The following is a 26,958-nucleotide window of genomic DNA, read 5'->3' as shown; positions in this document are numbered from 1 at the left end:
CTGCCCAATGGAGGCCTGGACGCGGGCAGCACGCAGCCGTTGCGCAACCGGCATCAAGCAATCTGCGTGATCGCGCCTGCAGCGACAGTGCGCGGCTCGGGAACAACAGGCCACTGGTATGGCGGTGCCCGCTGCGCAATCACGCCACCATGCCTGCTCACGCATTAAAGAAACACACGTGAACAGCCGCTAGTCGGTTTACTGCGGCCTACGATGGGGGCCGCCCATGGCAAGCGTGAGACACCCGCGCGAAGGGCGCGGAGCACGCAGGCCGACGCGTGGGAGAGTGCAACGCCCGTGGGGTCTGAGTACCGCCAATGCAGGTCGTCACACCGGTATGCACCGTTGCTGGCGGTGCTGCTGCTGGGATTGCTGTCGCTGGCCGATCTGGCTGCCGCGCAGAGCGCGAGCATTCGTCGCTATGCCCGCGACCAGGGCCTGCTCGGGCTTGCCGGCACCTGCCTGCTGCAGACCCGCACCACGCTGTTGTGGGTGTGCACCGAAAGCGGCCTGTATCGCTACAACGGGCGCAGCTTCCAGCAGGTCGAGCTGGATGGCCTGCGCAACGAACCGATTGCCTCGATGAGCGAAGCCGCCGACGGGCGGCTGTGGGTGGCCGGCTTCCAGGCGCTGTTTGTCGGCGACGAGCACGGCTTCCGCAAGCTGGCCCCCGATGAGGCCGAACATCTGCAGGAAGACATGCTGCTGGCCAGTCCCTCCTGGGGCACGGTGCTGGCCAATGGCGGCACGCTGGAGCGGTTGAGCGCACGCGGCAATGGCCGCTGGCATAGCGAACCGTTGCTGGACACCGCCACCCGGGTGCGCGTGCCCGAACTGGCCAAGGTGCTGAGCCTGTCGGTGGAAGGCGACACCTTGTGGGCCGGCTGCGCCAGGCGGCTGTGCGCCATCGATGCGCAGCGCAAGGTGCAGGTCTACGGGCCGGACCAGGGCGTGCCGGAAGATCGCTGGTACAGCGTGTTGCGCGACCATGACGGCGCACTGTGGGTGCGTGGCACCGGCACCCTGCTGTATCGCGCGCCGGGCGCAAGCAGATTCAGTGTGCGGCCGCTGCCATTGCTCGATGGCAGCACCATCGGGCGACAGGCGCCGTTGGTGCTGGACCGCGAAGGGCGCGTGCTGGTCCGCCGCAACGACGGTCTGGCGCGCTGGGAAAACGGCCGCTGGCGCAGCTTCGGTGCCGGCAACGGGCTGCCGCCCGGCAGCAGCGACGCGATCCTGGTGGACCGCGATGGCGATGTCTGGATGACCGTCGATGGCGAAGGCCTGGTGCGCTGGGCCGGCTACGAATGGATCGAGAACTGGGACGCCTCGCAAGGCATGCCGGCCGCCCCCACCTGGTCGATCGCCCGCGACGCGCAGGGGGCGCTGCTGGTCGGCAACGAACACGGTGCCGGCCGCCAGGCCGATCCCGGGGGACGGTTCGTCCCGGCCTTGCCGGCCTCCGGGATCCAGATCATTGGCATGCAACGCAGTGCCGACGGCAGCCTGTGGACGCTCAATTCGGCCGGCTTTTTGCGCCGCACCTGGCCCGATGGCCACAGTACACAGGTCGCCAAGCTGCCGCGGACCGCGCGCCGCCTGCTGATCGACCGGCAGGGGCGGATGTGGATGCTCAGCGCGGGCGGGCTGTTCGTGATCCGGCGCCCGCTGGAAGGCGGCACGATGGAAGCGGTCGCCGACATGCCCACGATCGCCTACACCGACATCCAGCAGACCGCCAACGGCACGCTGTGGGTGTCCACCGCCAACGGCCTGTTCCGCCTGCAAGGCGCGCGCTGGTCCAGGGTCGAGGTGCTGGTCAACGGCGGCACGTCCGACCCGTGGATCAGCAAGTTCCACATCAGCGATGGCGGCGAGGTGTGGCTGGCGTTCTATCGGCCCGGTCTCTGGCACGGCATGCTGCTGGGCGACCGGCTGGACCTGCAGGCGATCAGCGACGAAGCACTGCGCGAGGTCGGCGTCTACCTGATGCGTGGCGACAGCCTCGGCCGGGTCTGGGTGGGACACGCACGCGGCGTGGAGGTCTACGACGGGGAGCGTTGGGCGCATCTGTCGCAGTCGCAGGGCCTGCTGTGGGACGACATCTCCGAAGCGGCCTTCGCCGAGGATCCGGATGGATCGGTCTGGATCGGCACCTCGCGCGGCGTGAGTCATCTGCTGGATCCGGCGCAGCTGTTCGATGCGCGCCAGCCCAGCGTGCGCATCGACAGCGTCAGCCGCGGCGGCGTACCGGTGCAGCAAGGCCAGTTGCTGGGCTGGAGCGACAAGCCGCTGCATATCGAGCTGTCCACGATGGAGGTGTACGACGACCCGAGCCGCCTGACGGTGCGTTACCGCCTGCGCGGCCTGCACGACGCATGGATCCAGAGCGAGGACCTGTCGATCGACCAACCGCCGCTGCCCTCCGGGCATTTCCGCCTGCAGGTGCAGGTCCTGGACCGCTACCGCCGCACGGCCTCGCCGATCGCCGAGCTGGCGTTTGCGGTGGCGCCGCTGTGGTGGCGCAGTCCGCCGGCGATCGCGTTGTATGTGCTGATCGGCAGCGCATTGCTGGCCGGCTTGTGGCGCTGGCGGCATCGCCATCTGGTTGCACGCGAGCGCATGCTCGCCGAACTGGTGGCCGAGCGCACCTACCAGCTGGAACACGAAAAACGCGACCTGGAAAGCGCGCGCGCAGCGCTGGCCCTGAAGGCCAGCCACGATGCCCTGACCGGCCTGCTCAACCGCTCCGGCGTGCTCGACGCCATGGCCGAAGAACTGCAGGCCTGCGCGCACGGCGGCCATCCGCTGGCGGTGGTGCTGATCGATCTGGACCACTTCAAGCTGGTCAACGACCAGCACGGGCACCTGGTCGGCGATGCGGTGCTGGCCAAGGTGGGTGCGCGCCTGAGCAGCTGCCTGCGTGACTCGGACAAGGTGGGCCGTTATGGCGGCGAGGAACTGCTGTTGCTGCTGCCGGGCATGTCGCGGCACAGCCAGCACCGGCTGCGCGCCATCCACGAAAAGCTCAGCCTGGCACCGTACGAGGTCGGCACCACCCGGCCGCTGCAGGTGACCTGTTCGGTGGGCGTGGCCTGGTTCCGGAGCGGCGACAACGCCGCCACGCTGCTGGCGCGTGCCGACGAAGCGCTGTACCGCGCCAAGCGGCATGGCCGCAATCGCATCGAACCGGAAGAGCCCGAATCGTCGGTGGCATGAGCATGCGCGTTGCCGCTCGGGCGTAGGTCGGTTCGACACCCAGGTACGGATCCTGCTTCCGATACACGGCACCCACGCGTGCAGTGACGCCGACCCGCCTGCCGATCACAGGTGCGGCAGCATCGTCGCCTTGCGCAGAAACTGCATGGCTGACGCGCCACATCACCGCATCGCCTGCCGCCCGCGCCAGGCCGATCAGCGCATGCGCGTTGGATCGCCGCTGGCTGCCCGCAGGCGCTCAAGAACTGGCGCCCGGGGTCGCTACGTGCTTGAGCAAGCGCGTCCTTCGGCGCTGGAAGTGGATGGGTGGTCGGAACCTACAACCCTGGCATGGTGATGCTGTCGCTGGTGGTGGCCGTGCTGGCCTCCTATACCGCGCTGCATCTGGCCGCACGTGTGACGGCCAGTCGTGGCAGCGATGCCGTGGCCTGGCTGATGGGCGGCGCGGTGGCGATGGGCATCGGCATCTGGTCGATGCACTTCGTCGGCATGCTGGCGTTTCGCCTGCCGATTCCGCTGGGCTACGACCTGGCGCTGACCACCTGGTCGATGCTGGCGGCGATTCTGGCCGCGGCCCTGGCGCTGTGGTTGACCTCGCGTGCGAACCTGCCGTGGCCGCGGCTGGGCCTGGGTGCGGTGCTGATGGGGCTGGGCATTGCGTTGATGCACTACATCGGCATGGGCGCGCTGCGCATGTCCCCGGCCATCAGCTACGACCCGCTGCTGTTCGGGCTGTCCATCCTCATCGCCATCGGCGCCTCGGCAGCGGCGTTGTGGATCGCCTTCCGGCTGCGCCACGGCGGCCGCCGCTACAGCCTGCGGCTGATCGCGGCGATGATCATGGGCGTGGCGATCGTGGGCATGCATTACACCGGCATGGCGGCCGCGCGGTTCGCGCCCGGCAGCCTCTGCGGTGCGGCGGCCGGTGCGCACCTGCCGCTGCCCTGGCTGGCGGCCGTGGTGGTGCTGGTCACGCTGGCGCTGCTGGCGCTGGCGTTGGTGATCTCGGTACTGTCGCGGCGGTTCCAGCAACGCACCGACGTGCTCTCCGCGTCGTTGGCACAGGCCAATGCCGAGTTGGTGCAGGCGGCCCTGTACGACCCGCTCACCCGCCTGCCCAACCGCGTGCTGCTGCACGAGCACGTGCTGCAGGGCATCGACCGCGCCCAACGCGACGGGCAACGCTTTGCGGTGATGCTGATCAACCTGGATGGATTCAAGGCGATCAACGATGGCTACGGCCACCCGTTCGGCGACCAGTTGCTGGTGGCGGTGGCCGAGCGCATGCGTGCACACCGGCGCGCCCATGGCAGCCTGGCGCGGCTGGGTGCCGACGAGTTCGTGCTGGTATCGGCCATCGCCGACCCCGAGGATGCCGCCGCGATCGCCGCGCATCTGCTGCAGGCACTGGCGGTGCCGTTCCTGGTCGCCAACCAGGAATTGCGCCTCAGCAGCAGCGTCGGCATTGCGCTGTATCCGGAGGATGCCGGCAGCGAGCACCAGTTGATGACCCATGCCGATGCGGCGATGCGTCACGCCAAGCAGGCCGGGCGCAACCGTTACAGCTTTTTCGAGCGCTCGATGACCGGCACCACCCGCGAACGCCTGCAGCTGCTGCAGGATCTGCCGCGTGCGCTGGAACTGGGCCAGTTCGTCCTGCATTACCAGCCCAAGTACTGCGCCGACGACGGCCGCCCGATCGGTGCCGAGGCGCTGATCCGCTGGCAGCACCCCGAGCGCGGCCTGGTGCCGCCGGACAGCTTCATCCCGCTGGCCGAGCGCAGCGGCATGATCGGCCCGCTCGGCAGCTGGGTCCTGCAGCAGGCCTGCCGGCAGATGCGTGACTGGCGCGAGGCCGGACATGGGCACTGGCGCGTGGCGGTCAACCTGTCGGCCACGCAACTGGCCTCGCCCAGCCTGCTGGACGAGGTGGCCACCACCCTGGCCGACCATGCGATCCCGCCGGCCCAGCTCACCCTGGAAATCACCGAGAGCATGGCCATGCGCGATGCCGAAGCCTGCCTGCGCACGCTCGGCCAGCTCAACACGCTGGGCGTGCGCATCGCCATCGACGACTTCGGCACCGGCTATTCCAACCTGATGTACCTGCGCAAGCTGCCCGCGCACGAACTCAAGATCGACCGCAGCTTCGTGCAGGCCCTGGACAACGGCCCCGAAGACATCGCCATCGTCGCCGCGGTGGTGGCACTGGCCCACACCATGCGCCTGCAGGTGGTGGCCGAGGGCGTGGAGACCGCCGCCCAGCGCAACACCCTGGAACGGCTGGGCTGCGACCAGCTGCAGGGCTATCTGCTGGGCCGGCCGATGGACGCCGAGCACTTCATCGCGGTGGTGGTCGCCCAACGCGACGGCGCAACTCGCCCGACCGGTTAAGCGAAAGGCGTCAAAACGACCACCGCCCCGGCATCTGCCATCACTCTCTGACCCGCCAACCAAGCCAAGCACCAGCCTGCACTTGGTCCGCCGCCCCCATTTCCTGCCTGCGGCTTCCCCCGCGCACGCGGCGACCTGCGTGCCTTCCAACTGCAACAGCTGTCGCAGGCGCGCAGGCGGGGCGATCTATCGCGATGGCAGCGCCATCCACAGAACCCGGCGTGCGCTTGCTCACCACCAACCACAACACCCCGCCAGCGGCTCCACGCGATCACCGCTCTCCGATTCCCCAATCCCGATTCCCGACTCCCGGCCACCAACTGGAACGCAGCTTGCATGAGACCAGGCTGATCCCCCACCGGCATCTCCATGTCCGAGTCCGAAGACGGCGGCGAACGCACAGAGCTTCCCACCGAAAAACGCCTGCGCGAAGCCCGCGAGCAGGGCAACATCCCGCAATCGCGCGAGTTGTCCACCGCTGCGGTGTTCGGCGCCGGCGTATTCGCGCTGATGGCCCTGGCCCGCGGCATCGGCGATGGCGCCAGCGTGTGGATGAAGACTGCGCTCAGCCCGGACCCGAAGATGCGTGAAAACCCGATGGCGCTGTTCGGCCATTTCGGTGACCTGCTGCTGCAACTGCTGTGGGTGATGCTGCCGCTGATCGGCATCTGCCTGGCCGCCGGCCTGGCCGGCCCGTTGCTGATGAGCGGGCTGCGGTTTTCCGGCAAGGCGATCATGCCCGACCTCACCAAGCTCAACCCGGCCAACGGGATCAAGCGCATGTGGGGCAGCAACAGCCTGGCCGAGCTGGTCAAGTCGGTGCTGCGGCTGCTGTTCGTCGGCCTGGCCGCCAGCCTGTGCATCTCCAAGGGCCTGCACGGCCTGCGCTCGCTGGTGAACCAGCCGCTGGAACAGGCCGTGGGCAACGGCCTGGACTTCACCAAGAGCCTGCTGTTCTACACCGCAGGCGCGCTGGTGCTGCTGGCCGCCATCGACGCCCCGTACCAGAAGTGGAACTGGCTGCGGAAGCTCAAGATGACCCGCGAAGAGATCAAGCGCGAGATGAAGGAAAGCGAGGGCAGCCCGGAGGTCAAGGGCCGCATCCGCCAGATGCAGATGCAGATGTCGCAGCGCCAGATGATGGAAGCGGTGCCCAAGGCCGACGTGGTGCTGATGAATCCGACCCACTATGCGGTGGCGCTCAAGTACGAAGGCGGCAAGATGCGCGCGCCGATCGTGGTGGCCAAGGGCGTGGACGAAATGGCCTTCCGCATCCGCGAAGCCTGCGAACAGCACCGGGTGGCGATCGTCACCGCCCCGCCTTTGGCACGCGCCTTGTATAGAGAAGCGCAAATTGGCAAGGAAATTCCCGTGAGACTCTATTCGGTCGTGGCCCAGGTGCTGTCCTACGTCTACCAGCTGCGTGGCTGGAACGGCGGCCCGATGCCGGAATTGCCGTCGCTGGACGTGGATGAGTTCGGCAAGGGAGCCAGCGCATGAGCGCCCAACCCGCCCCGATGAACGCCCGGCGCATCATGGAGTTGCTGCGCAACGGCCTGGGCGCGCCACTGGCCCTGATGGCCATGCTGGCCATGCTGATGGTGCCGCTGGCCGCACCGGTGCTGGATGCCCTGTTCACCTTCAACATCGCCATCTCGCTGATGGTGCTGCTGGCGGTGGTGTACGTGCAGCGCCCGCTGGAATTCACCATTTTCCCGATCGTGTTGTTGATGACCACGATGCTGCGGCTGGCGCTGAATGTGGCCTCCAGCCGCGTGATCCTGATCAACGGCCAGGACGGCCATGCCGCGGCCGGCAAGGTGATCGAGGCGTTCGGCCAGTTCGTCATCGGCGGCAACTACGCCGTGGGCATCGTGGTGTTCGCGATCCTGACCATCATCAACTTCGTGGTCATCACCAAGGGTGCCGGGCGCGTGTCGGAAGTGACCGCGCGCTTCATCCTGGACGCCATGCCCGGCAAGCAGATGGCCATCGACGCCGACCTCAACGCCGGTTTGCTGACGCGCGAGGAAGCCAAGGCCCGCCGCGAGGAAGTCCGCGAGGAAGCCGACTTCTACGGTGCGATGGACGGTGCCAACAAGTTCATCCGCGGCGACGCCATCGCCGCCATCCTGATCCTGTTCATCAACCTGGTCGGCGGCATGGCGGTGGGCATGTTCCAGCACGGCATGAGCTTTGTGGATGCCGCCTCCACCTACACCCTGCTGTCGATCGGCGACGGCCTGGTGGCACAGCTGCCGGCCCTGCTGGTGTCGTCCTCGGTGGCCCTGCTGGTGACCCGCGCCTCGCGCGCGCAGGACATGCGCGGCGCCATGATCAGCCAGGTGTTCGGCCAGCACCGCGCCCTCGCGGTGGCCGCGGCCATCCTGGGCCTGGTCGGCCTGGTGCCCGGCATGCCCAACGTCGCGTTTTTGACGCTGGGCCTGATCCTGGGCGTGATCGCCTGGAAAATGTACAAGCGCAGCCTGGTCATCCCGCCGACCGGCGACCCGGCCACCGACCCCAAGGCCGCCGCGGCGGCCACCGCCGCCCAGGCCAGCTCCGAGCTGAGCTGGGACGAGCTGCGCCCGATCGACCCGCTGGGCCTGGAAGTGGGCTACCGGCTGATTCCGCTGGTGGACAAGAACCAGGGCGGCGAACTGATGGCGCGCATCAAGGGCGTGCGCCGCAAGCTCACCCAGGACATCGGCTTCCTGGTGCCGCCGGTGCATATCCGCGACAACCTGGAGCTGTCGGCCAACGCCTACCGGTTGCTGGTACACGGGGTGCCGGTGGCCACCGCGGAAATCTATCCCGATCGCGAACTGGCGCTGGACCCGGGCGGTGCGCTCGGCCAGCTCGACGGCATTCCCGGCAAGGACCCGGCGTTCGGTCTGGATGCCACCTGGATCCAGCCGCATCAACGCGCCTATGCCGAATCGATGGGCTACACGGTGGTCGACCCGGCCACCGTGGTCGCCACCCATCTGTCGCACCTGATCCGCGAACATGCCCCGGAACTGCTCGGCCACGAGGAAGTGCAGCAGTTGCTGGCGACCCTGGCCAAGACCGCGCCGAAGATGGTCGAGGACCTCACGCCGAAGGCGCTGCCGCTGTCGGTGGTGGTGCGCGTGCTGCAGAACCTGCTGATCGAGCGCATCCCGGTGCGCCAGCTGCGCAAGATCGTCGAAGCGCTGGTCGAGCACGCCCCGCACAGCCAGGACCCCACCACGCTCACCGCCGCAGTACGCACCTCGCTGGGCCGCTTCATCGTGCAGGAGATCGCCGGCATGTCGGCCGAGCTGCCGGTCTATACGCTGGCCCCGCAGCTGGAGCGCGTGCTGCAGGAATCCACCCACGGCAACGGCGTGGCGCTGGAACCCGGCCTGGCCGAGCGCCTGCACCAGAGCCTGGCCGACTGTGTCGGCAAGCAAGAAGCCCGCAACGAACCGGCGGTGGTGCTGGTGCCCGGCCAGGTCCGCGCCGCGCTGGCCCGCCTGGTCCGCCACAGCGTCCCGAGCCTGTCGGTGCTGGCCTACAGCGAAGTGCCCGAAGACAAGCGCCTGAAGCTGGTCGGCACGATCAGCTGAGGCGTAGGAGCGCACCCGGGCGCGACGGGCTTTCTCAGGACAGCCCCATCGCGCCCTGGTGCGCTCCTACGACGCGCCGGGCAATCCGACGGCACGCCGCAAACCAGAACACCCCCTGTAGGAGCGCACCTGGGCGCGACCGGCGTTACCGGGACAGCCCCATCGCGCCCGGGTGCGCTCCTACGACGCGCCGGGTATCCGACGGCACGCCGCAAACCAGAACACCCCTGTAGGAGCGCACCTGGGCGCGACGGGCCTTACCGGGACAGCCCCGTCGCGCCCGGGTGCTCTCCTACGACGCGCCGGGTAGCCGACGGCACGCCGCAAACCAGGACACCCCTGTAGGAGCGCACCTGGGCGCGACCGGCGTTACCGGGACAGCCCGTCGCGCCCGGGTGCTCTCCTACGAAATCGTCAGGCCGTTGTGCCTCCACCACGCCGACCGGCACCGCGTTCAGACCGACCGCCACATCCGGCGTCGGAAAGCCGCCACCAGTCCGGCCATCCAATCGATTGCACGCCGCCGGCCGTGTCGAGACGTTCCGGGCACAGCAATCCCGGCGCCCGCACCGCCAGCGCATCCGCCCGCACGGGCATTGCCAACACCGTGCCGGCCCGGAGAAAAGTCAATCAATCCATTGACTTGAACCTCCCAACCCGGACCAGGCGCACAGCCGCCGCCCCACCCCGACTGGCCAGGGGTCCCGCGCCGGAACCCTGGCACCGTGTTTTGGCACGCCGCGTGCATTAGCTCTGGCGAGACCGCAGCCAGCGTCACCGCTGCGGGGCGAGAGCAGCACTTGGAACAACCGAACGGGACAGGCACCTCATGACGCTGGCAACGCACCCACATTCATCGCGCACTCGTCCGGCGTCCGGCGGGTCCCGTTCCTGGAGGCACTTGGCATGAAAATCAAACGCTTCGTTGCCCCGGACATGCGCACCGCATTCCGCATGGTGCGTGAAGAACACGGCCCGGACGCAGTGATCCTGTCCAATCGCCGTACCGCCGAAGGCATCGAGATCGTCGCTGCCAGCAACTACGACGAAGAACTCGTGCAGCGCGCCCTGGAAACCGCGCGCTCCGAGACGCCGGCGGTTGCCGCCGCGCCGATCCCGTCGGCACCTGCCCAGCAGCCCCCGGCCCCGCAAGCCGCGGCCGCGCCGGTCCACGCACCGCTCACGCCGGCCGCCGATACCGGTACGAGCCAGCGCCAGCGCGTTGCCAGCGCCGCCGAAGACATGATCGCCGCGATGGCGCTGCGCCAGCCGGTCAACGTGCCGCGTCAGGCCCCGGTCGCCGCACCGGTCCGTACCGCCGCCGTCCCCTCGCCCGCCGCCCAGGCCCTGGCCCGCGCCGTTGCGGTGTCCGCCGCGCCGCGCCAGGAACACGCGTTGTCGGCGGTGCCGGAACAACTGTTCGCCGACTTCCTGACCACCGCCCCGGTGCAGCGCACCGCCGTGCAGGCCGCCCCGGTGCAGGCGCCGACCCCGATCATGGCCGCCGCCGCGGCCCCTGTGCAGGCCGGCTACGACCAGGACGAAGACGCGCTGGCCGACGACGCCGACTTCGACCTGGACGCGCTGCCGCAGATCCTGCCGCCGGCCGCGTTGCCGCCGCTGGTGGCCGCCCCGCCGGCGCTGGCCGCGGTGCCGGCCGCCGCCGTCCCGGCGCCGCAGAACGACGAAGAACTCAAGCAGTTGCGCGGCGAGCTGGCGCTGATGCGGCAGATGATCGAGCGCGAAATGAACCGCCTCACCGACGAGCGCCTGCGCGGCTCACCGGTGCGTGCGCAGGCCCTGGAGCTGATGGACGACTATGGCTTCGACGCCGGACTCATCCGCGATGTGGCGCTGCAGATCCCGGCCGATACCGAATTGCACCGCGGCCGCGGGCTGATGCTTGGCCTGCTGTCCAAGCGCCTGCCGGTGGCCCCGGTCGACCCGCTGGAACGCGGCGGTGTGATCGCCCTGGTCGGCCCGACCGGTGCCGGCAAGACCACCACCATCGCCAAGCTGGCGCAGCGCTTCGCCGCCCAGCACGCCCCGCGCGACGTGGCCCTGGTCACCACCGACACCCAGCGCGTCGGCGGCCGCGAGCAGCTGCACAGCTACGGCCGTCAGCTCGGCATCGCCGTGCACGAAGCCGACAGCGCCGAGAGCCTGCTGGAACTGCTCGAGCGCCTGCGCGACTACAAGCTGGTGCTGATCGACACCGCCGGCATGGGCCAGCGCGACCGCGCCCTGGCCGCACAGCTGAACTGGCTGCGCGCCGCGCACCAGGTCACCTCGCTGCTGGTGCTGCCTGCCAACGCGCACTTTTCCGACCTCGACGAGGTCGTGCGCCGCTTCGCCCACGCCAAGCCCCAGGGCGTGGTGCTGACCAAACTTGACGAGACCGGCCGCTTCGGTAGTGCGCTGTCGGTCGTCGTCGATCACCAAATGCCCATCACCTGGGTGACTGACGGACAGCGGGTCCCCGACGACCTGCACCGCGCCAATGCCGCCAGTCTCGTTCTTCGCCTTGAAGATTTGCGGCGCGCTGCCGATAAGCCCTGTACTCCGGAGCACAACCATGCAGTCGCGTGAATACGCCAAGCTGACCAACGCCTTCCCCCTGTCGGCGACCCGTCCCGAGCCTTTGGGCCCGGTGCGCACCATTGCCGTGACCGGTGGCAAGGGCGGCGTGGGCAAAACCAACATCTCCGCCAACCTGGCCGTGGCGCTGGCCGACATGGGCAAGCGCACCCTGCTGCTGGACGCCGACCTGGGCCTGGCCAACCTGGACGTGGTGCTGGGCCTGTCGCCCAAGTACACCCTGGCCGACCTGATCGCCGGCCGCTGCACGCTGGACGAGGTGATCATCGAAGGTCCCGGCGGCGTACTGGTGGTCCCGGCCGCCTCCGGTCGCCGCCACATGGCCGAACTGGCCCCGGCCCAGCACATCGGCCTGGTCAACGTGTTCTCCGAACTGGAGCGCGACCTGGACGTGATGGTCATCGACACCGCCGCCGGCATCACCGACAGCGTGCTGACCTTCTGCCAGGCCGCCCAGGACACCGTGGTGGTGGTCTGCGACGAGCCGGCCTCGATCACCGACGCCTACGCGCTGATCAAGGTGCTCTCGCGCGAACGCGGCGTGGACCGCCTGCAGATCATCGCCAACATGGTGCGCGACCCCAACGAAGGCCGCCTGCTGTACGACAAGCTGTCGCGGGTCTGCGAAAAATTCCTCGGCGACGTGTCGCTGAACTACCTCGGCCACGTGCCGCAGGACGACTGGTTGCGCCTGTCGGTACAGCGCCAGCAACCGGTCATCAAGGCCTACCCCGCCAGTCCGTCGGCGCAGGCCATTGCAGAAATCGCTCGCCGTACCTCGCGCTGGCAGGCCCCGACCGTGTCCCGCGGCAACGTCGAATTCTTCGTCGAACGCATCATCCAACGGGGAGTGGCCGCATGAGCACCGCTACCGCAACCACGGCCACCGCGCAGTACCGTGCCGTGCAGCGCAACAACGCCAACGACATCGTCACCCAGCACGCCGACCTGGTGCGCCGCATCGCCCACCATCTGGCCGCGCGCCTGCCGGCGAGCGTGGAAGTGGACGACCTGATCCAGGCCGGCATGATCGGCCTGATCGAAGCCTCGCGCAGTTACGATTCCGAGCAGGGCGCCTCGTTCGAGACCTACGCCTCGATCCGCATCCGCGGCTCGATGATCGACGAGATCCGCCGTGGCGACTGGGTGCCGCGCTCGGTGCACCGCCGTGCACGCGATGCCGCCGCGGCCGTGCGCAAGATCGAGCAGCACACCGGCCGCGCCGCCGCCGCCACCGAAGTGGCCGCCGCGATGGAGATGCCGCTGCCGGACTACCTGCGTCTGATGGAAGATGCCGCCCGCGGCCAGGTGCTGAGCCTGGAGTCGCGGATCGAGGATCACGGCGAGCTGGACACCACCGCCAAGGGTGGCCCCAATCCGCAGCAGATGATGGAGCGCGGCGAGTTCGGCCGCGAGCTGGGCAAGGCCATCGGCCAGTTGCCCGAGCGCGAGCAGCTGGTGCTGTCGCTGTACTACGAACAGGAATTGAACCTGAAAGAAATCGGCGCCGTGCTCGGTGTCAGCGAATCGCGCGTGTGCCAGATCCATGGCCAGGCGGTGGTGCGTCTGCGCGGCCGCCTCAAGGTCTTCGAACTGGCCGATGCCGGTGTCGAAATTGACGAATGATTTTTTCGCGTATTTTTTAGTGTTAGGAGCTTGATGTGAACAAGAACATGCGGATTTTGATCGTGGACGACTTCTCGACGATGCGGCGTATCGTCAAGAATCTGTTGGGCGATCTTGGCTTCACCAATACCGCAGAGGCCGAAGACGGCAACAGCGCATTGGCAGCGTTGCGGGCCGGCCCGTTCGATTTCGTGGTCACCGACTGGAACATGCCCGGCATGACCGGCATCGACCTGCTGCGCAACATCCGCGCCGACGCCAAGCTCAAGCACCTGCCGGTGATGATGGTGACCGCCGAAGCCAAGCGCGAGCAGATCATCGAAGCGGCCCAGTGCGGCGTGAACGGCTACATCATCAAGCCGTTCACCGCGCAGACGCTGGAAGAGAAGCTGGGCAAGGTGTTCGAACGTCTGGCGGCGACCGCCTGATGAACGCCACCGTGGACACCAATGCCGAACGCGCCGCGTTGATCGACCGCCTGCAGGGCGCGCTCGATGCACTGGAAAGCGGTGACGAAGCTGCGTGGAAGCGCGAGGTCGACCACCTCGCCGCCCTGCGCACGCGCCCGATGATGCAGGGCCTGAGCCGGCTTGCGCGCGAACTCGGCCAGGCGCTGGGCGAGTTGCCCACCGTGCCCGAGGAAGCCGGCGAGCTGGACGATGCGTGTTCGCGCCTGGACCACGTGGTGGAGATGACCGAGAAGGCCAGCCATCGCACGCTGGATCTGGTCGAGGAATGCCGCGAGCTGGCCAACCAGCTACGCGACGGTGGACTCAATCAGGACCAGGGCGCGCTGATGGACAAGATGCGCCACAACCTGACCGAGCTGTCGCTGGCGCAGAGCTACCAGGACCTGAGCGGGCAGATCATCCGTCGCGTGGCCGGCATCGTCCGGCGCGTGCACGAGGGTTTCGGTGCGCTCGGCCTGCCGCCGAAGAATCCAGAGCCGAAGAAAGACGACGGCGGTCTTGCCGGTCCTGCAGTCAAGGGCCTGGACCGTCACGCGGTGTCGCAGGACGACGCCGATGACCTGCTGTCCGGATTGGGGCTGTAACCATGAGTGCTGTTCCAGACGATATTGCTGCCGATTTCATCGTCGAGGCCCAGGAAATCCTGGATCGCCTCGGCGAACAGCTGGTGTCGCTGGAACAGGCACCTGACGAAGCCGACCAGCTGAACGCGGTGTTCCGCGGCTTCCACACGCTCAAGGGCGGCGCCGGCTTTCTGGCGATCAAGCCCATGGTCGAGCTCTGCCACGCCGCCGAGGAAACCCTGGGCATGGCGCGCTCCGGCCAGGCGGTGTTGCAGGCGCATCACTTCGATGCCGCGCAGCAGTCGCTGGATTACCTGCAGGCCATGCTGGATGCAATGGGCTCGGGCGAAGCCGTGCCGCATGCACCGGCCTCGCTGATTGCGCAGTTCGATGCCAAGAGCGGCCCGCCGGCGGTCAAGGCCGCGCCCAAGGCCGCCGCCGCAGCGCCCGCACCCGACGACGCACATGGCGCCGCTGCGCCCGGCGCCAAGGCCGCGCCCAAGGCGGCGGCCAAGGGAGCCGACGCCGAGCAGACCGTGCGCGTGGACACCAAGCGCCTGGATGCCATCGTCAACCTGATCGGCGAACTGGTGCTGTCGCGCAATCGCCTCAAGACCCTGCGCACCCGCCTGCGCGACGAAGAACTCGACCGCGCGGTCAGCACGCTGGACATCGCCACCGCACGCCTGCAGACCGCGGTGATGCGCACCCGCATGCAACCGGTCAGCAAGGTGTTCTCGCGCTTTCCCAAGGTGGCCCGCGATGTCGCGCGCACCCTGTCCAAGGAAGTGGAGCTGGAACTGATCGGCGCCGAGACGGAACTGGACCGCAACCTGGTCGAGGCCCTGGCCGACCCGCTGGTGCACCTGGTGCGCAACGCGATCGACCACGGCATCGAGTCCCCTGCCCTGCGCGAAGCCACCGGTAAACCGCGCAGCGGTCATGTGCGCCTGTCCGCACAGCAGGAAGGCGACTACGTCAGTATCGAAATCCAGGACGACGGCGCCGGCATCGACCCCGAGCGCCTGCGCGAAATCGCCCGCAACAAGGGCCTGATCGACGCCGAAGCCGCTGCCCGCCTGAGCACCGACGAGTGCCTGCATCTGATCTTCATGCCGGGCTTTTCCACCAAGGCCGAGGTCACCGACATCTCCGGCCGCGGCGTTGGCATGGACGTAGTGCAATCGCGCATCCGCGAACTCAGCGGGCAGATCCAGATCCAGTCCGAACTGGGCCGCGGCAGCCGTTTCATGATCCGCGTCCCGCTGACCCTGGCGATTCTGCCCACACTGCTGGTGCAGGCCGGCGAAGCGGTCTATGCGTTGCCGCTGGCCCGCGTGGTCGAGGTGCTGCATGCCCCGCAGACCTCGCTGGGCTGGTTCGACGGCCGCGCCGTGCTGGACCGCCGCTCGCACACCTTGCCGCTGATCGACCTGCGCCGCTGGCTGGGCGTACCTGCCGAACAGCCGCCGCTGCTGACCGTGGTGCTGCTGCAGGCCGGCGAAACCCGTTTCGGCCTGGTGGTGGACCAGGTCCGCGGCCGCGAGGAAGTGGTGATCAAGCCCCTGCCCCGTGCCCTGCGCGGCCTGCCCGGCTACGCCGGCGCCACGCTGATCGGCGATGGCCGCATGGCGCTGATCCTGGATGTGGATGGGCTGCGCTCCAGCGATCATTGAGGTTGGGGATTCGGGATTGGGAGAATCGGGAATCGGGAATCGGGAATCGGGAATCGGGAATCGTCAAGACGATCCTGGATGCCTGATCTAACGACAACGGCCGCGTACTGCGGCCGTTGTCGTTTCACTACCAGCATCGCTGTCGATCTATGTCGCTACGCGCGCAGGCATGGGCGCGATGGTCTGGCGACGGTCAGGCTGCCGTGGAAGTGAACCTGGAATCGTTATTTAGAAGTGAACCTAGAACCGTTATTTACAGCTAATATTTAAGCATCTTAAACCAGCCCGGGTTTTAGAAAAACGGGGGAACATGCGAGCCAGCTGGTGCAAGCATCCCAAGCGCGATGTCGTCAACTCCAAAACCCGATGTTTTGTTGATAAACGCGATTGCGGCGACGCGCGTGTCGGCGTTGAAGCCCATGAAGCTACGAACGCCGCCGCCATTTCCATTGCTCCAAGCTATGCTCTGGCCATCCGGATGGACCTTCCGCCAGCCGATACCCATTCTAGTATCGGTATTATCGCCGGGCCTATCTACGGTCAGCATCATTGAAGCCGCCCGCGAGAGGGGACCGCTTTCTTTGTTTGTCCAAAGTGTCATGAATTTCGACAGATCCTTCACCGTCGAAAAAAGGCCGCCTGCCGGCGCAAGCGCACCAAATTCCCAGGGTTGAGCCGAGTGGAAGTCCGCATCGTAACCCCAAATTTCCCGGTGCTGCATCGCCGTTGATAGAGTAAGCGTAGTCTCGTCCATACGAAGCGGTTCAAGAATGCGATCTCGCAAGAGGTCAGCATACGTTTTGCCAAGGCGCTGTGACAACGCGTAACCCAATAACGCGTAGTCAAAATTTGAGTATTCAAAACTCGACCCCGGTAAGCGCGTGAGATGGACACGACCTAAATCAGCACAAAGATCGCTCTCGGTGTAGCCGGCATAGGGGTTGCCTTGACTGAGGCCGGTGCGACTGGATGGCCGAAGTGGTAGCCCACTCGTATGAGTGGCTAAATCGAGAAGCGTGATTTCATTCCCGTCGAAGGTGGCGGGAGGAACTGCAATGTACATTGATAGTGGATCGACGAGATTCACTTCACCGCGTTGAACGCAGTCAGCAAGTAATAGTGCCGTGAATATCTTGGTTAGCGAGGCGATCTGAAATACTGACCGATCATTCGGCTGTTGGAGTTTACCTAGGCCAACCGTTCCGTAGTGGAAGGTCTTCAATTCGCCTGCGCGTACCACCCCCAATACGGCCCCGGTGCCCTGCTTTTCCTCGGCTACGCGACGGCGAAGGGCCGAGGACACGCTATCAGCTTCAATTCCGGGTTTGGCAAAGCTACGCATCGGCAGGGCCATGGATAATGCCGCAGCCAAAACAGTGCGGCGTTTAATTGAGGCGACCATTTTTACTCCTCACTCCAACATCAGCGTTTGAGCCATGCAGAGGGTATCACCCTATTCGGGCGGATGCTTCCTGTCCGAATACGCGACGTTGTATGGTGTCGCCACCTCGCAAGACAGAAATCTCTCGCCGGTTTGGTGATACGGCTAAGCGGCGAGAATCGCTTTAGCTGCTTCGAAACCAGCCTTTCCGCATTCCACCAATCCCGGCCATTCAACAATGGCATCTATTTGTCGAATAACGGGTCCAAACCTCAGGGTCAGGTTGAATTTCTTTAGTGAATCTGACCCCGCTCTTTTGGCTGCCGTGGAAGTGAACCTGGAACCGTTATTTCACTAGCCCTCACACCATCCGGTGTTGAGGCGCAATCGACTGCTCTCGCTGTTGCTCTTGCTGCTGGGATTGCTGTTGGCGCTGAGTTTCGCCCAAGGCCTGTAATTGCGCCAAAGATTGCTCGACGGGCTGCGCAATCGCATCGCTCGTCTTCATATGCGCCATCTTGTGAGCGGGATCGTTCAACGCACCTTCCACAACGAAGACGTTCTCGCCCTGCCGCACGGACTTGGTGTTCTCGCTCAGCACGACATGATCGATTCGCGACAGCCCGTTTTCTTTGGCTAAATACGCGCTGCTCGCTGCCAGCCGTGCGCTGTTGTCGTCGTACTCGCGGCCGAGACCTTGCTCAAGGCGGCGAACGGCTTCTTCTGCTTGGTGATGCAGCGGATCTGTTGGCAGCACTCTCGCGAGCTGTGTTGCTTCCTGTAGTGGAGATACCTGCTCACCGGGCGGCTGCGCCTCACCAATCACCTTCTGCCAAAGTTCCTGCTTGGGCTTCGGATTGATGTGCTCCTTATTCAACTCACTTTTAGGCACAGGAGCAGGAATGCTCTTGATATCATCTACGTTTTCTACGGGTCTGATATCCCCCTCGAAGCCTTTATCGATTCCGTCTTTTGTCTTCCGGTGCAGTCCAGCGTGATTGAGCGCATCCCATGTGAAGTCGATACAACTGTTTTTAGCACCGTGATATTCCATATTGAACCCGTGCTTAGCAGGGGCCGCGCCGAAGGCCTCCAGCTTTTCATACTGCGCCTTATCGATCTCCATCGTGCGTGAGTAATATGGTTTTTGGTAGGTATCAACGTCATTGAACGAAACTTTTCCTGGCCCGCTAGCCTCGCCATGCTTGATGGGTGAGAACCCATAACTTTTGACAGTCGTTCCGTCGTCAATCGAGTAGTACATATGGCCACCGAAGGATGTGCCTCCGGCCATCAATGGCGTACCTGCGGCAGCGACGTAGACAATGACTGCATAGCGCTTTTCATGATCATCCATGCTCATTCCCCTCACTTCCCTTTGTAGGTGTAAGCGACAAGAAGTTGAGCATTAGCCGCAACCAGCGCCTCGGCGTTCTGATCAAAGCGCAGTTTGAGCCGATAACGGCCTGGCTGGACAGCATTGCTATAGCCGAACGCCAACTCCCTGGACGCGGTCTGTTCAGTAGACAAACCGGCGTCTTGCAGCGTCGTACCGTCCGCATCAAAAGCGAACAGACCAGGAGCCATACCATCAGCTGACAAGGGAATGGACGCCTGCTGACCTACTCCCACACGCTGACTACGCTGCAATTCCACGGAGACCGGACCGGATGGTTCAATACGCTCCAAGTGGAGCTCGGCCGAAACACCAGCGCTAATCAGCCTGTCAGCACTTTGGGAGACGGCAGTTGGATCGACACCGGTGATCCGCACACCGATGAAAACGGGAGGAGTCGCGTCGTCGGGCAGTGCGGGCACATCGAATTCCAGCTCTGTAGGCCCACGATCATGTGAGGTCAAACTCCGTACCAACGGGACGACCGTTCTCATCTCTATCTGCTCCTTTGCGATAGGCACGTTTGCAGGCGGCGGTTGCAGGCTGCAGCCAGCGATCAGGCAGGTAATCAATGCCGTGAGTGCAAAGCGCATTGGATCGTTTGCAAGGGGCACGGCCTTTCTCCAATAAGTGTTGGTGCTGCAGGGGGAATTTTGACAGTTTTTCAATGTCATCGTGTCATGCACGCCTCTCAAGTACCCCAATGCCCTATGCACGCATTGCTTTATGAGGCCTGACAACTCCAGGGCTGAGTGACATGTCCGCTACCTCAGCTTATCGGATGTAGACCCATTCGACGCATTTGTGCGCTAGCAACTCTTGCGGTTCCGCAGCTTCGCCTCTCGGGAAAACCTCTACACGCATCCCTGGGCGCGTGTAGAGATCACTCATCCAGCGGCCGTCCTCGACGATGTTGCGCTCGCGCGCAAATCCCATTAGCTCAAGCTGCTGGGTAAAGCGGTCGAAGTCCAGACGACAGATCTCGGTCATTAAAGGCGATGCACCGGCCACATTGCGATCAAAACGGAATTCAAACCAGCGTCCATCGAGTTTGGTTTCATCAACACCAAAGCCGTAGCTCCACTCTTTGGTGAGCCGGCCAAAAGCACGGTATAGGCGTTCATCGTCTTTTACGAATTGAACGACCTGCCCCATTGCCGACTTCAGACGCTCGGGAGTGAAGTCGGAAATGGTCTGGCTGCCTTTGATCAACGCAAGCAGGTGGCCAAGCAAACCCTCCGCAGTGGGCTTGTCAGGCGGCACAGTGGCAGGGCTGGATGAACTCAGGGCGGATGTCTCCGTGACGGTTGCCGGAGCTGCGCCGCCCGCCGCGTGGGCGCAAGCTCCCAGAGCCAGGGTGGCGAGCAAGGCGTAGAGCATGAAGCGTCCGTAGTGCGCTGATGTCGCTGCGACGCTAGTGGCATGCGGCACTGAGGTCAATCGCAGGTCTCTGTAACCCGCACCATCATCGCCGCACGCTGCGCGCCTTGGCCGGCACCTCCACTGGCGGCAACACCTCCATCAACAACTGCCCCGCGCTGGCGGTGATGCGCAGCTTGGTGCCGATGGCAAAGCCCAGTTGTTCCAGCCATAGGCCGCTGAGGCGGACGTGGGGCACGTGCTGGTCGCCGGCGTGGTCGTGGGCACCGGGGTAATGGGTGTAGCTGACGGTGCATTGGCGCGGGCGGCGGGCGCGGCGGGGTGCGCGTAGCGTGCCGGGGCCTTGCGGAGAGGCATCCGGGTCCGGCGGCAGCATCGGTGGCAGCTTGGTGCGGTCGGGTTCCACAACCACCCACTGCACCCGCTTGGGCGGCGTGGGGCGCGTGCGGGTGCGGGCGGGTCGTGCGCTGGCAGATGCCGTAGGTGGGCGGCGGCGTGTCATGGCGCCTCCCGGTGATGGCGGGTGATGGATGCGGCGACGCACTGATGCAACGGCACGGCCCTGCGTGCGAACTGGCGGTGCGAGATGTGCGGTAACACGCCGGGCTGACGACTCAGTGGATGCACGGGATCGTCGCGCACCTGCTCAACAGCCGCGCGTGCGGCGAGCCGGCGCAGCACCTCGCCCACATCCCACTGCAGGCGGTGAGCGAAGGCTGGCAATAGATCAACCGGCACAGATGCCGGCATGGATGGTGCGATAGACATGGCAACGCCCTCCTGGAACAACCCAAGAACCGCCGCCAACGGCGACGGGATGTCGGGAGGTTCGAAACCGCTCATAGCCGGCGGGCGTATTCCCCTTGCGGGTGTTGTATTAGCCGCCCTCCCGACACAGGCATTGCGTCGGCTTGCACCTGCAGGACGCAGGCACAAAAAACCCACCGGTTTGACGGAGGTGGGTACCGCTATGAGAGGAGTTTCGACGCTCCTTGGGGCTAGATTGCAAGTACGCGGTCTCGCGTGTCAATACACGCTGGCAGGTCTCCCGCGCCTGTGTCCGCCGCTGGCGCAGTTCCATACGGGCCACGCAAGCCGAGCACCGTCGCTTGATAAGTGCACCTGACCCCATCACGAGCCACCACCCAACTATCGGTCGCACCCACGCACCTCGCTAGTGTCACCTTAGGAGGGCGGGAAGATGTTCGCGCCAGGCTAGGCGGTCACACAGACGCCACGAAAGCACTCACTCTGCTGCAAGGCTGCACTGCGGCGATCACCAAGATCGACCAAAGCATCAAGCACCCGCAGCAGCTTGCGGGCCAGAGCCGCCTGCAGCGGATGCTGTCGGTCAGCGTGCGCCTGTACCAGCGAGGCGATCGCGGCAGGTATAGAGGTGCCCTTCCAGTGCGCAGGCAGACGCCCATCGACGATCTGTGCCAGCATCTGGTCTGCGAACGCATCAGTCGGGTATGCGGCACTGGAACGTTCGCATAGCGTCACGAAATGGCGGGCAACGCACGGATGCCAGCCGGAAGCGCACACCATACGGTTGATCAGCGGCATCACTGTCCCGATGTCATCCCAAACACCGTTAGCAAAACGCGCTGCATCCGGCGCGCGCTCAACCATCACGAAGAACATCGACTCAATCAGATTTGGGAGGTCGAAGCCACGCATGCTCCCACTGTTATACCGTGAACGGCGCAAGTCGTCGTGCTCCAGCGCTCGTTCTAACACGGCCTGTAGAAGACGCAGGGTATCGTTGCGCAGCTCCGGCGCATCGAGGACTTCGCTGCAGACCAGCGACATAGTGAATGGTGCGAGCATCCGCATAGCAATCTCATCTGGCTGCGTAAGGATTGGCCTTAGCAGCCGCTGTAGGATCTCCTCAGCGGAAAGATGGGCCGCAATCTTTGCCAACATCCGACTCAGCTGATCCTGCCACTCGTGCAGGTTTCGATCGCCACGCTCCCGTCCACCCTGCGCCTCACTTCGCCACAATGGGTTGATCGTGTCGAGCGTCCAGCCCACAAGTCCCTCGACCGCGTCGACAAGGTGCGGGCGGCCCACGCCAGCCATAGCCAGCGCCACCGGAACTCGCTCCAAGACCTTAGCAGCGTACCGCCCGTTCCAGAGATCGCCAGTGCGCTGCCAGCCTTCGGCCTCGTCCTCATGAAGAGTCTGCGGAGCTTCAGCGTTCGGCTCCACCCGCGCCCAAGAAGGCTGTGGGCACACCAAGGCGGGCAACGAGTCTGGTGCAAGATATTCATTGATAGCCGCGACCAACGCCGCGTCGCGGCGGTCCGACTCCACCTGGCTCCGCGCCTCGGCATCCAGATGGTGTATATCTCGCACTCTCACGAACTGCGCTAACCGCAACCCGAGGTTAAGACCACACCAAGTGAGCCGTGGGTCACGCTGCCAGCAGGCTACTACGCCGGAAAGCGCAGTGAGCGAAACCGCATCGAGCGGGTGCGTAATCAAGCGATACAGCCCCTCGCGATCAGCGGGGCGTCCGCCGGTCGATCTGATACGTGCGGCCAAAGCATGCGCAACGAAGATCTTCGGGTGCCAAGGGATTATCGATCCAGGATGCGTATCGTCGGAAATCTCGCTTTGGGAAATCATGTAGTTTTCGATTGTGGCATCCGCCCAAGCTTCATGCTCGCTCGCTTCGGAGAAGCAAATCACGGCCGCTGCCGCTCCCGCGATCGCACCTTCAGTCAGCCCCCCGCCATGTATCCGCGACATAGAGAAATCTTCAGAAGCTTCACCAGCCAGTTCTTTCGCACGTCCGACGGCTTCGTCTACGGAAAAACCCGGTGTCCAATGACCCGCCGTGAAGCACTTCTCGACCCACAACCACAATTCCGTCTCACGCGTAATCTTCACAAAACGTTGCAGGGCCTCCTTTACTTCTGGGGCTTCGTGTCGTGGACTGCTCATCGAGATCTCGACCGCATCACTGCGGCCCGGTATCGGAACTGCCGTGTAATTCTCAGCCTTGCCGAACTCTGACCACAGCTCAACCGTACTGCGAAGCTCGGCCACATACTCCGGGTTGTCCGCATCCTCCTGATAAGCGAACTCCAACTTATCCGGAAAGGCATCGAGAACGGTGCGGCACGCGGCACGCAAGCCTTCGTCTCCTCCGAGTACGAAGAGAGGAACCAAACTGCGCAGCTCAAAACCTCGCGAGATCATCTGGTTACTGTCGGAGACTACTCTTCGGTGCTCCGAGTCAAGACCTGCTCCACGGAAACCAATCAACCCCGCAGACTGCAACGAGTGTTCTTGCACCTGCCGTTCCAGGTCGAGCCTCCAGAGTCGCGGGCTACTCAACAACGCCAAGGTCCCTAGCGAAGCTTGCTGGGCTCGCAAGGCGAGGTGCACCGCGATCCCCAAGACGCCGATGCTCGTATGCCCGTCCAAGAGCTCCTGCAGCACGCCCTCCAAGGAACGTCCCGCATCGAGCTGCGCAATAGCCCAGCTCTCGAGAGCCATAAGCCCGCACTCAACTGCTTGTGGCCCGCCGTGCCCGCGGAACCAAGAATAGTGTCGATCGCTTCCCCAGAACTCCTGCTGTCCCCAAGGACAGGCAACTACCAGCGGTAACGGCGTCAAGCTGCCATGACAGTGCTGATGTAGCTGACGCCATGCGATGGTGGCGTGGTTCGTCACATCTCTGATCAGCTCAAGTGCAGTCCCGGGATCATGCGTGAGAAGCGAGTGGAACGGCTCCCGGATAGGCGAAGCAGGAAAGAACCCTTGATGATCGCCGCCGATTGAAAGTTGATCCCAATCGTGGTGGCCGAACGAGTGATCCATGAAAGACTCACTCGAAAGCATAAGCTCGTCTAGCCGCGACATGCTTCCCGGCGGAAGGGCCTCAGCCTCTCTGCGACGGAGATCCTCTTCATGCGCTTCACGGCGCCACCGTGCCAACGCCTCGTCCGGCAGCTCCTCCATAAGCCAGCACTTAGCAACGCTCGCTAGTGGCACTGGATGTGTCTGCGCCAGTAGTGGCGCAAATTCCATGAGCTGGCGGAGCGCTTTATCTGACGGGCGTTTAATGGTCTCGACCTTCGCGAGATATGCCCCTACCACTTCAGGGTAAGCACGAGCTGCCCGTAGCACTAAGGTACGGAGCTCCGTCTCCAGCTGCCTCGGAACGCGCTCGCGCGGCACGCCATCGTCTGCATGCGCGTGGCGTCGAAGCCTAAGACTCACATCCTCGTCCTCGATCGCGTGTAACCAGGTTGCACACAGGGTGACGATACTCTGTGACACTGCATTGGGATGGTCCGCAGCGCAGGCCTGCCAAGTTTCGAACAGCGTGACCAGGTCACTCAGTTGTTCGTCAGGAATCGACTTGACATGTTCGATAGTCCACGCAAGTAGGCGGCGCCACGCCACGAGGTCGGAAGGCCAGCCTAGCGCGTCTGCGACGCGGATACGTGCGGCGGCATCCAGATTGCCGCCCAAGATTCCGGACAGCACAAGAGGGTTTGGGGTTGTTTTCTCTGCTTGCATCCAGACCAAGAGCTTTCCGAAAAGTCGATGCCCGTCCGCGGTCAATGACACAGCGAACATATCGACGTTCTCGTAGAACCGCGGGCTGAAAATTGGCGCCATAAGCCAGGCCCGCAGCCACTGCGGCCGGAGCGAAGCCCGCTCAATTGCATGAAGCTCGCGCGGCCACTGCTCGGGGAGCACATATGTCGCCTGCGACAGCAACTCAACCACCCGCGCCAAGGCAGGTGGCTCGCCGGCTGCGCTCAAGGCCGTGATCCAATCATCCCCCTGATCGAGTAGGAGGTGCAAATAAGACCACTCGAAGAAGATGTCATGACTGAACTGGGCCGTATGCCCGGTACGCACCTGCTGTAGTAAGCCATCCTCTTCCAGCGCGGGGAGCACGTTCTGCGTCGCCGGTGACAGGTCACGGATTCGCAGATTGCGGCCTAGGTTTGGTGCGCTGCGCTGAGCAAGTTCAACCAACCCGCGTTGACGAGCTAGCGTGTGTGGCGCTAGTGCATCATGGCCACCCCGCGTCCACCAAGCCTCAACGAGGTCTACCTCCGACTTAGGGGCGAACCCAGCAGCGTATGCGGCCCGCGAAAACCCCCGAGCCAGCACCGCGGCGAAGAATGGCCGTCGTGCCAGCGTTTTCACCCGATCATCCCCGCCCATAAGCAGCGGGCGCAAAGCTGGCAGCGAATCTGCGAGCAAGCCGGCCTCCTCGTCCGCCAAGTTACCCACACTGACATAGCCGACACCTTCGCTGGCGAGTAGCGCGGGAGGCATCCAATTGCGCAGGGGCTCTATGCCTGCGTCGCGCGCGGTAGCGACTACTCGCCAGTCGGAAAGCGCGGGATTCGTCAGAATCTGGCCGAGCACGTCGGTCACAATGGCGCGGTGTTCCGGTGCGATACGATCTAGGCCATCGATAAGTATCGTGGCATGACCTGTAGCCGCAACCTCTACGAGTAACGGCTCGATCGATTTGACCGCCAAGCCCATCGTGCGGGCATGCTCCGGCCAGCTCCGACCAGAGAGTCGATTTGCGGTAAGGAACAATGTAGTTCCATCGGCGGCCAGCTCTTGTAGCAAGCCGCGGAGTAGTACCGTTTTGCCGGCCCCAGGTAAGCCCGTGATCAGCGTCAGGCGGTGGACCGCCATCTGTGCGCTAAGCTTATCGCGCAGCGCTTGACGGTTGAGGTGAGCTCCACCGATGTCGTCGACCTGCTGATCCAGCCAGTAGCGCGTGCTGTTGCGCAAGATTTGCATGTCGCCGGCGAGGGAAGGAGCCCCCGTGAAGCGCCAGCCAGGCAAATCGAGCAGAAGTGATGCTCGTTTGTGTACGGCGCAGCGCCCCGCCCCGTCGCGAGCGAGCTGGCGCAGCAAGTCCCACAAATCACCTGCACGTTCCACCTGCCCAGGCACAAGCGAGCGCTGCAGGCTGATAATGGCCTCGGCCTCGTTCGTCGATCCGGCATGAAGGAAATCAAACCGGATCAGTACTAGATGCGACAGCAGACGATACAAGTCTTCGTCTGACAGTGGAACGTCAGGCGCCTGAGCCGCGGTACGCACCGCTTCGATCACAGCGCGATGAGTGGCTGAAGCATTACCGTCGGCGACAAACCGCTGCATGAAGGCGAGGGTCGCATCGCTAGCCCGAGCCCACTGGCACACGGTTACGAAAGCTCGGAACGTTTCTTCCGCGACCACCCCTGTAACCGCACCGACACGGTCCACATGCTCGCGAAAGTCGGGCTTCTGCAGCGTCTCCCAGCTACGCTGGATTACTTCTCTAAAATCGTTGTTGGTTTCCGCCGCGGAGATCGTGAGCGAACGCTTTACCTGCAGCGAAAGCCGCATGTTCGATCCGTCCGCTAAGGACGCGGCATCGATGACCACGTCGTCGAGCGGCTCTCCGAAGTCGGCCTGTTGCTGCGCAACCCTCTGCACGATCCTTGCATCGAGAGCAGTCGCCGTTGTGCCGCCGATCATAGCTGCAAGGTAGTGCGCCGTGACCGCATCTTCGTATGTATATCCGGCTCCGCCGGTTAGCTCAGGAGAGGTCATTTGTGGTGGATGATCCTTGTCGATCAAGCACAGTATCAGATGGTCCGAATCGCCTACCTGGTTTTCGCTTT

General features: G+C 64.6%; 17 protein-coding genes. 10 read left to right on the top strand and 7 right to left on the bottom strand.

Translation table 11 applies throughout. The features are described 5' to 3' along the window. Nucleotides 1-297 precede the first annotated feature (297 nt). From EO139_RS08500 to EO139_RS08455, 10 genes are all read left to right on the top strand, one after another. Entirely contained in the window at nt 298-3,219 is a 2,922-nt protein-coding gene (locus EO139_RS08500) for a ligand-binding sensor domain-containing diguanylate cyclase (RefSeq protein WP_164739792.1), read from the top strand. A gap of 306 nt (nt 3,220-3,525) precedes the next feature. Then, on the top strand, nt 3,526-5,613 hold the full coding sequence (locus EO139_RS08495; RefSeq protein ID WP_126970232.1) for an EAL domain-containing protein: 2,088 nt from the start codon (nt 3,526-3,528) through the stop codon (nt 5,611-5,613). A gap of 369 nt (nt 5,614-5,982) precedes the next feature. Beyond that, nucleotides 5,983-7,113 (top strand): flagellar biosynthesis protein FlhB, encoded by a 1,131-nt coding sequence (gene flhB, locus EO139_RS08490; RefSeq protein WP_104585136.1) that lies wholly within the window; start codon nt 5,983-5,985, stop codon nt 7,111-7,113. Nucleotides 7,114-7,130: 17 nt separating this feature from the next. Next, nucleotides 7,131-9,203: a flagellar biosynthesis protein FlhA gene (gene flhA, locus EO139_RS08485; RefSeq protein ID WP_024937671.1), complete on the top strand. Its 2,073-nt coding sequence runs from the start codon at nt 7,131-7,133 to the stop codon at nt 9,201-9,203. A gap of 906 nt (nt 9,204-10,109) precedes the next feature. Beyond that, nucleotides 10,110-11,792, top strand: a complete 1,683-nt coding sequence (flhF, locus tag EO139_RS08480) for a flagellar biosynthesis protein FlhF (RefSeq protein WP_126970230.1) — start codon at nt 10,110-10,112, stop codon at nt 11,790-11,792. Continuing rightward, entirely contained in the window at nt 11,779-12,663 is an 885-nt protein-coding gene (locus tag EO139_RS08475) for a MinD/ParA family protein (RefSeq protein ID WP_047125416.1), read from the top strand. Before flhF ends, EO139_RS08475 begins: the two co-directional genes overlap by 14 nt. Then, nucleotides 12,660-13,427, top strand: a complete 768-nt coding sequence (locus EO139_RS08470; RefSeq protein WP_047125417.1) for an RNA polymerase sigma factor FliA — start codon at nt 12,660-12,662, stop codon at nt 13,425-13,427. Before EO139_RS08475 ends, EO139_RS08470 begins: the two co-directional genes overlap by 4 nt. Before the next feature lie 35 nt (nt 13,428-13,462). After that, entirely contained in the window at nt 13,463-13,855 is a 393-nt protein-coding gene (gene cheY, locus EO139_RS08465) for a chemotaxis response regulator CheY (RefSeq protein WP_002813536.1), read from the top strand. Further along, nucleotides 13,855-14,481, top strand: a complete 627-nt coding sequence (locus EO139_RS08460; RefSeq protein ID WP_104585132.1) for a protein phosphatase CheZ — start codon at nt 13,855-13,857, stop codon at nt 14,479-14,481. The genes cheY and EO139_RS08460 overlap by 1 nt, the downstream gene beginning before the upstream one ends. Nucleotides 14,482-14,483: 2 nt before the next feature. Next, nucleotides 14,484-16,136 (top strand): chemotaxis protein CheA, encoded by a 1,653-nt coding sequence (locus EO139_RS08455; RefSeq protein ID WP_104585130.1) that lies wholly within the window; start codon nt 14,484-14,486, stop codon nt 16,134-16,136. Between the two features lie 292 nt (nt 16,137-16,428). Here EO139_RS08455 and EO139_RS08445 read toward each other — a convergent pair whose 3' ends face one another. The 7 genes from EO139_RS08445 to EO139_RS08410 form a co-directional block, all read right to left on the bottom strand. Beyond that, complete coding sequence (locus tag EO139_RS08445; protein WP_126970228.1) at nt 16,429-17,538, bottom strand: serine hydrolase domain-containing protein; 1,110 nt, start codon at nt 17,536-17,538, stop codon at nt 16,429-16,431. Nucleotides 17,539-17,878: 340 nt separating this feature from the next. Beyond that, entirely contained in the window at nt 17,879-18,781 is a 903-nt protein-coding gene (locus tag EO139_RS08440; RefSeq protein WP_164739808.1) for an XVIPCD domain-containing protein, read from the bottom strand. 104 nt (nt 18,782-18,885) lie between these two features. Further along, the gene (locus EO139_RS08435; RefSeq protein WP_241235937.1) at nt 18,886-19,587 is read right to left on the bottom strand and encodes a hypothetical protein; all 702 of its coding nucleotides are present in this window, start codon (nt 19,585-19,587) and stop codon (nt 18,886-18,888) included. 100 nt (nt 19,588-19,687) lie between these two features. Next, nucleotides 19,688-20,293 carry a hypothetical protein gene (locus EO139_RS08430; RefSeq protein WP_126970222.1) on the bottom strand — a complete coding sequence of 202 codons (606 nt, stop codon included), beginning with the start codon at nt 20,291-20,293 and terminating at the stop codon, nt 19,688-19,690. 85 nt (nt 20,294-20,378) lie between these two features. After that, nucleotides 20,379-20,795, bottom strand: a complete 417-nt coding sequence (locus tag EO139_RS08425) for a SymE family type I addiction module toxin (RefSeq protein WP_126970220.1) — start codon at nt 20,793-20,795, stop codon at nt 20,379-20,381. Continuing rightward, the gene (locus tag EO139_RS08420; RefSeq protein ID WP_241235936.1) at nt 20,792-21,136 is read right to left on the bottom strand and encodes a hypothetical protein; all 345 of its coding nucleotides are present in this window, start codon (nt 21,134-21,136) and stop codon (nt 20,792-20,794) included. The genes EO139_RS08425 and EO139_RS08420 overlap by 4 nt, the downstream gene beginning before the upstream one ends. A 372-nt stretch (nt 21,137-21,508) precedes the next feature. Next, nucleotides 21,509-26,914, bottom strand: coding sequence for an ATP-binding protein (locus tag EO139_RS08410; protein WP_206515131.1), 5,406 nt, complete (start codon nt 26,912-26,914; stop codon nt 21,509-21,511). Nucleotides 26,915-26,958 lie beyond the last annotated feature (44 nt).

Source organism: Xanthomonas sp. BRIP62411 (assembly GCF_003993525.1).
Classification (GTDB): Bacteria; Pseudomonadota; Gammaproteobacteria; order Xanthomonadales; family Xanthomonadaceae; genus Xanthomonas; species Xanthomonas euroxanthea.
This window is presented reverse-complemented; position numbering and strand designations above follow the sequence as displayed.

Excerpts from the sequence above, each read along its gene's own strand:
- flhB (WP_104585136.1), top strand. The coding sequence starts at position 5,983 with ATGTCCGAGTCCGAAGACGGCGGCGAACGCACAGAGCTTCCCACCGAA.
- flhA (WP_024937671.1), top strand. The coding sequence starts at position 7,131 with ATGAACGCCCGGCGCATCATGGAGTTGCTGCGCAACGGCCTGGGCGCG.
- flhF (WP_126970230.1), top strand. The coding sequence starts at position 10,110 with ATGAAAATCAAACGCTTCGTTGCCCCGGACATGCGCACCGCATTCCGC.
- EO139_RS08475 (WP_047125416.1), top strand. The coding sequence starts at position 11,779 with ATGCAGTCGCGTGAATACGCCAAGCTGACCAACGCCTTCCCCCTGTCG.
- EO139_RS08470 (WP_047125417.1), top strand. The coding sequence starts at position 12,660 with ATGAGCACCGCTACCGCAACCACGGCCACCGCGCAGTACCGTGCCGTG.
- EO139_RS08460 (WP_104585132.1), top strand. The coding sequence starts at position 13,855 with ATGAACGCCACCGTGGACACCAATGCCGAACGCGCCGCGTTGATCGAC.
- EO139_RS08455 (WP_104585130.1), top strand. The coding sequence starts at position 14,484 with ATGAGTGCTGTTCCAGACGATATTGCTGCCGATTTCATCGTCGAGGCC.
- EO139_RS08445 (WP_126970228.1), bottom strand. The coding sequence starts at position 17,538 with ATGGTCGCCTCAATTAAACGCCGCACTGTTTTGGCTGCGGCATTATCC.
- EO139_RS08440 (WP_164739808.1), bottom strand. The coding sequence starts at position 18,781 with ATGTACTACTCGATTGACGACGGAACGACTGTCAAAAGTTATGGGTTC.
- EO139_RS08435 (WP_241235937.1), bottom strand. The coding sequence starts at position 19,587 with ATGACATTGAAAAACTGTCAAAATTCCCCCTGCAGCACCAACACTTAT.
- EO139_RS08430 (WP_126970222.1), bottom strand. The coding sequence starts at position 20,293 with ATGCTCTACGCCTTGCTCGCCACCCTGGCTCTGGGAGCTTGCGCCCAC.
- EO139_RS08425 (WP_126970220.1), bottom strand. The coding sequence starts at position 20,795 with ATGACACGCCGCCGCCCACCTACGGCATCTGCCAGCGCACGACCCGCC.
- EO139_RS08420 (WP_241235936.1), bottom strand. The coding sequence starts at position 21,136 with ATGAGCGGTTTCGAACCTCCCGACATCCCGTCGCCGTTGGCGGCGGTT.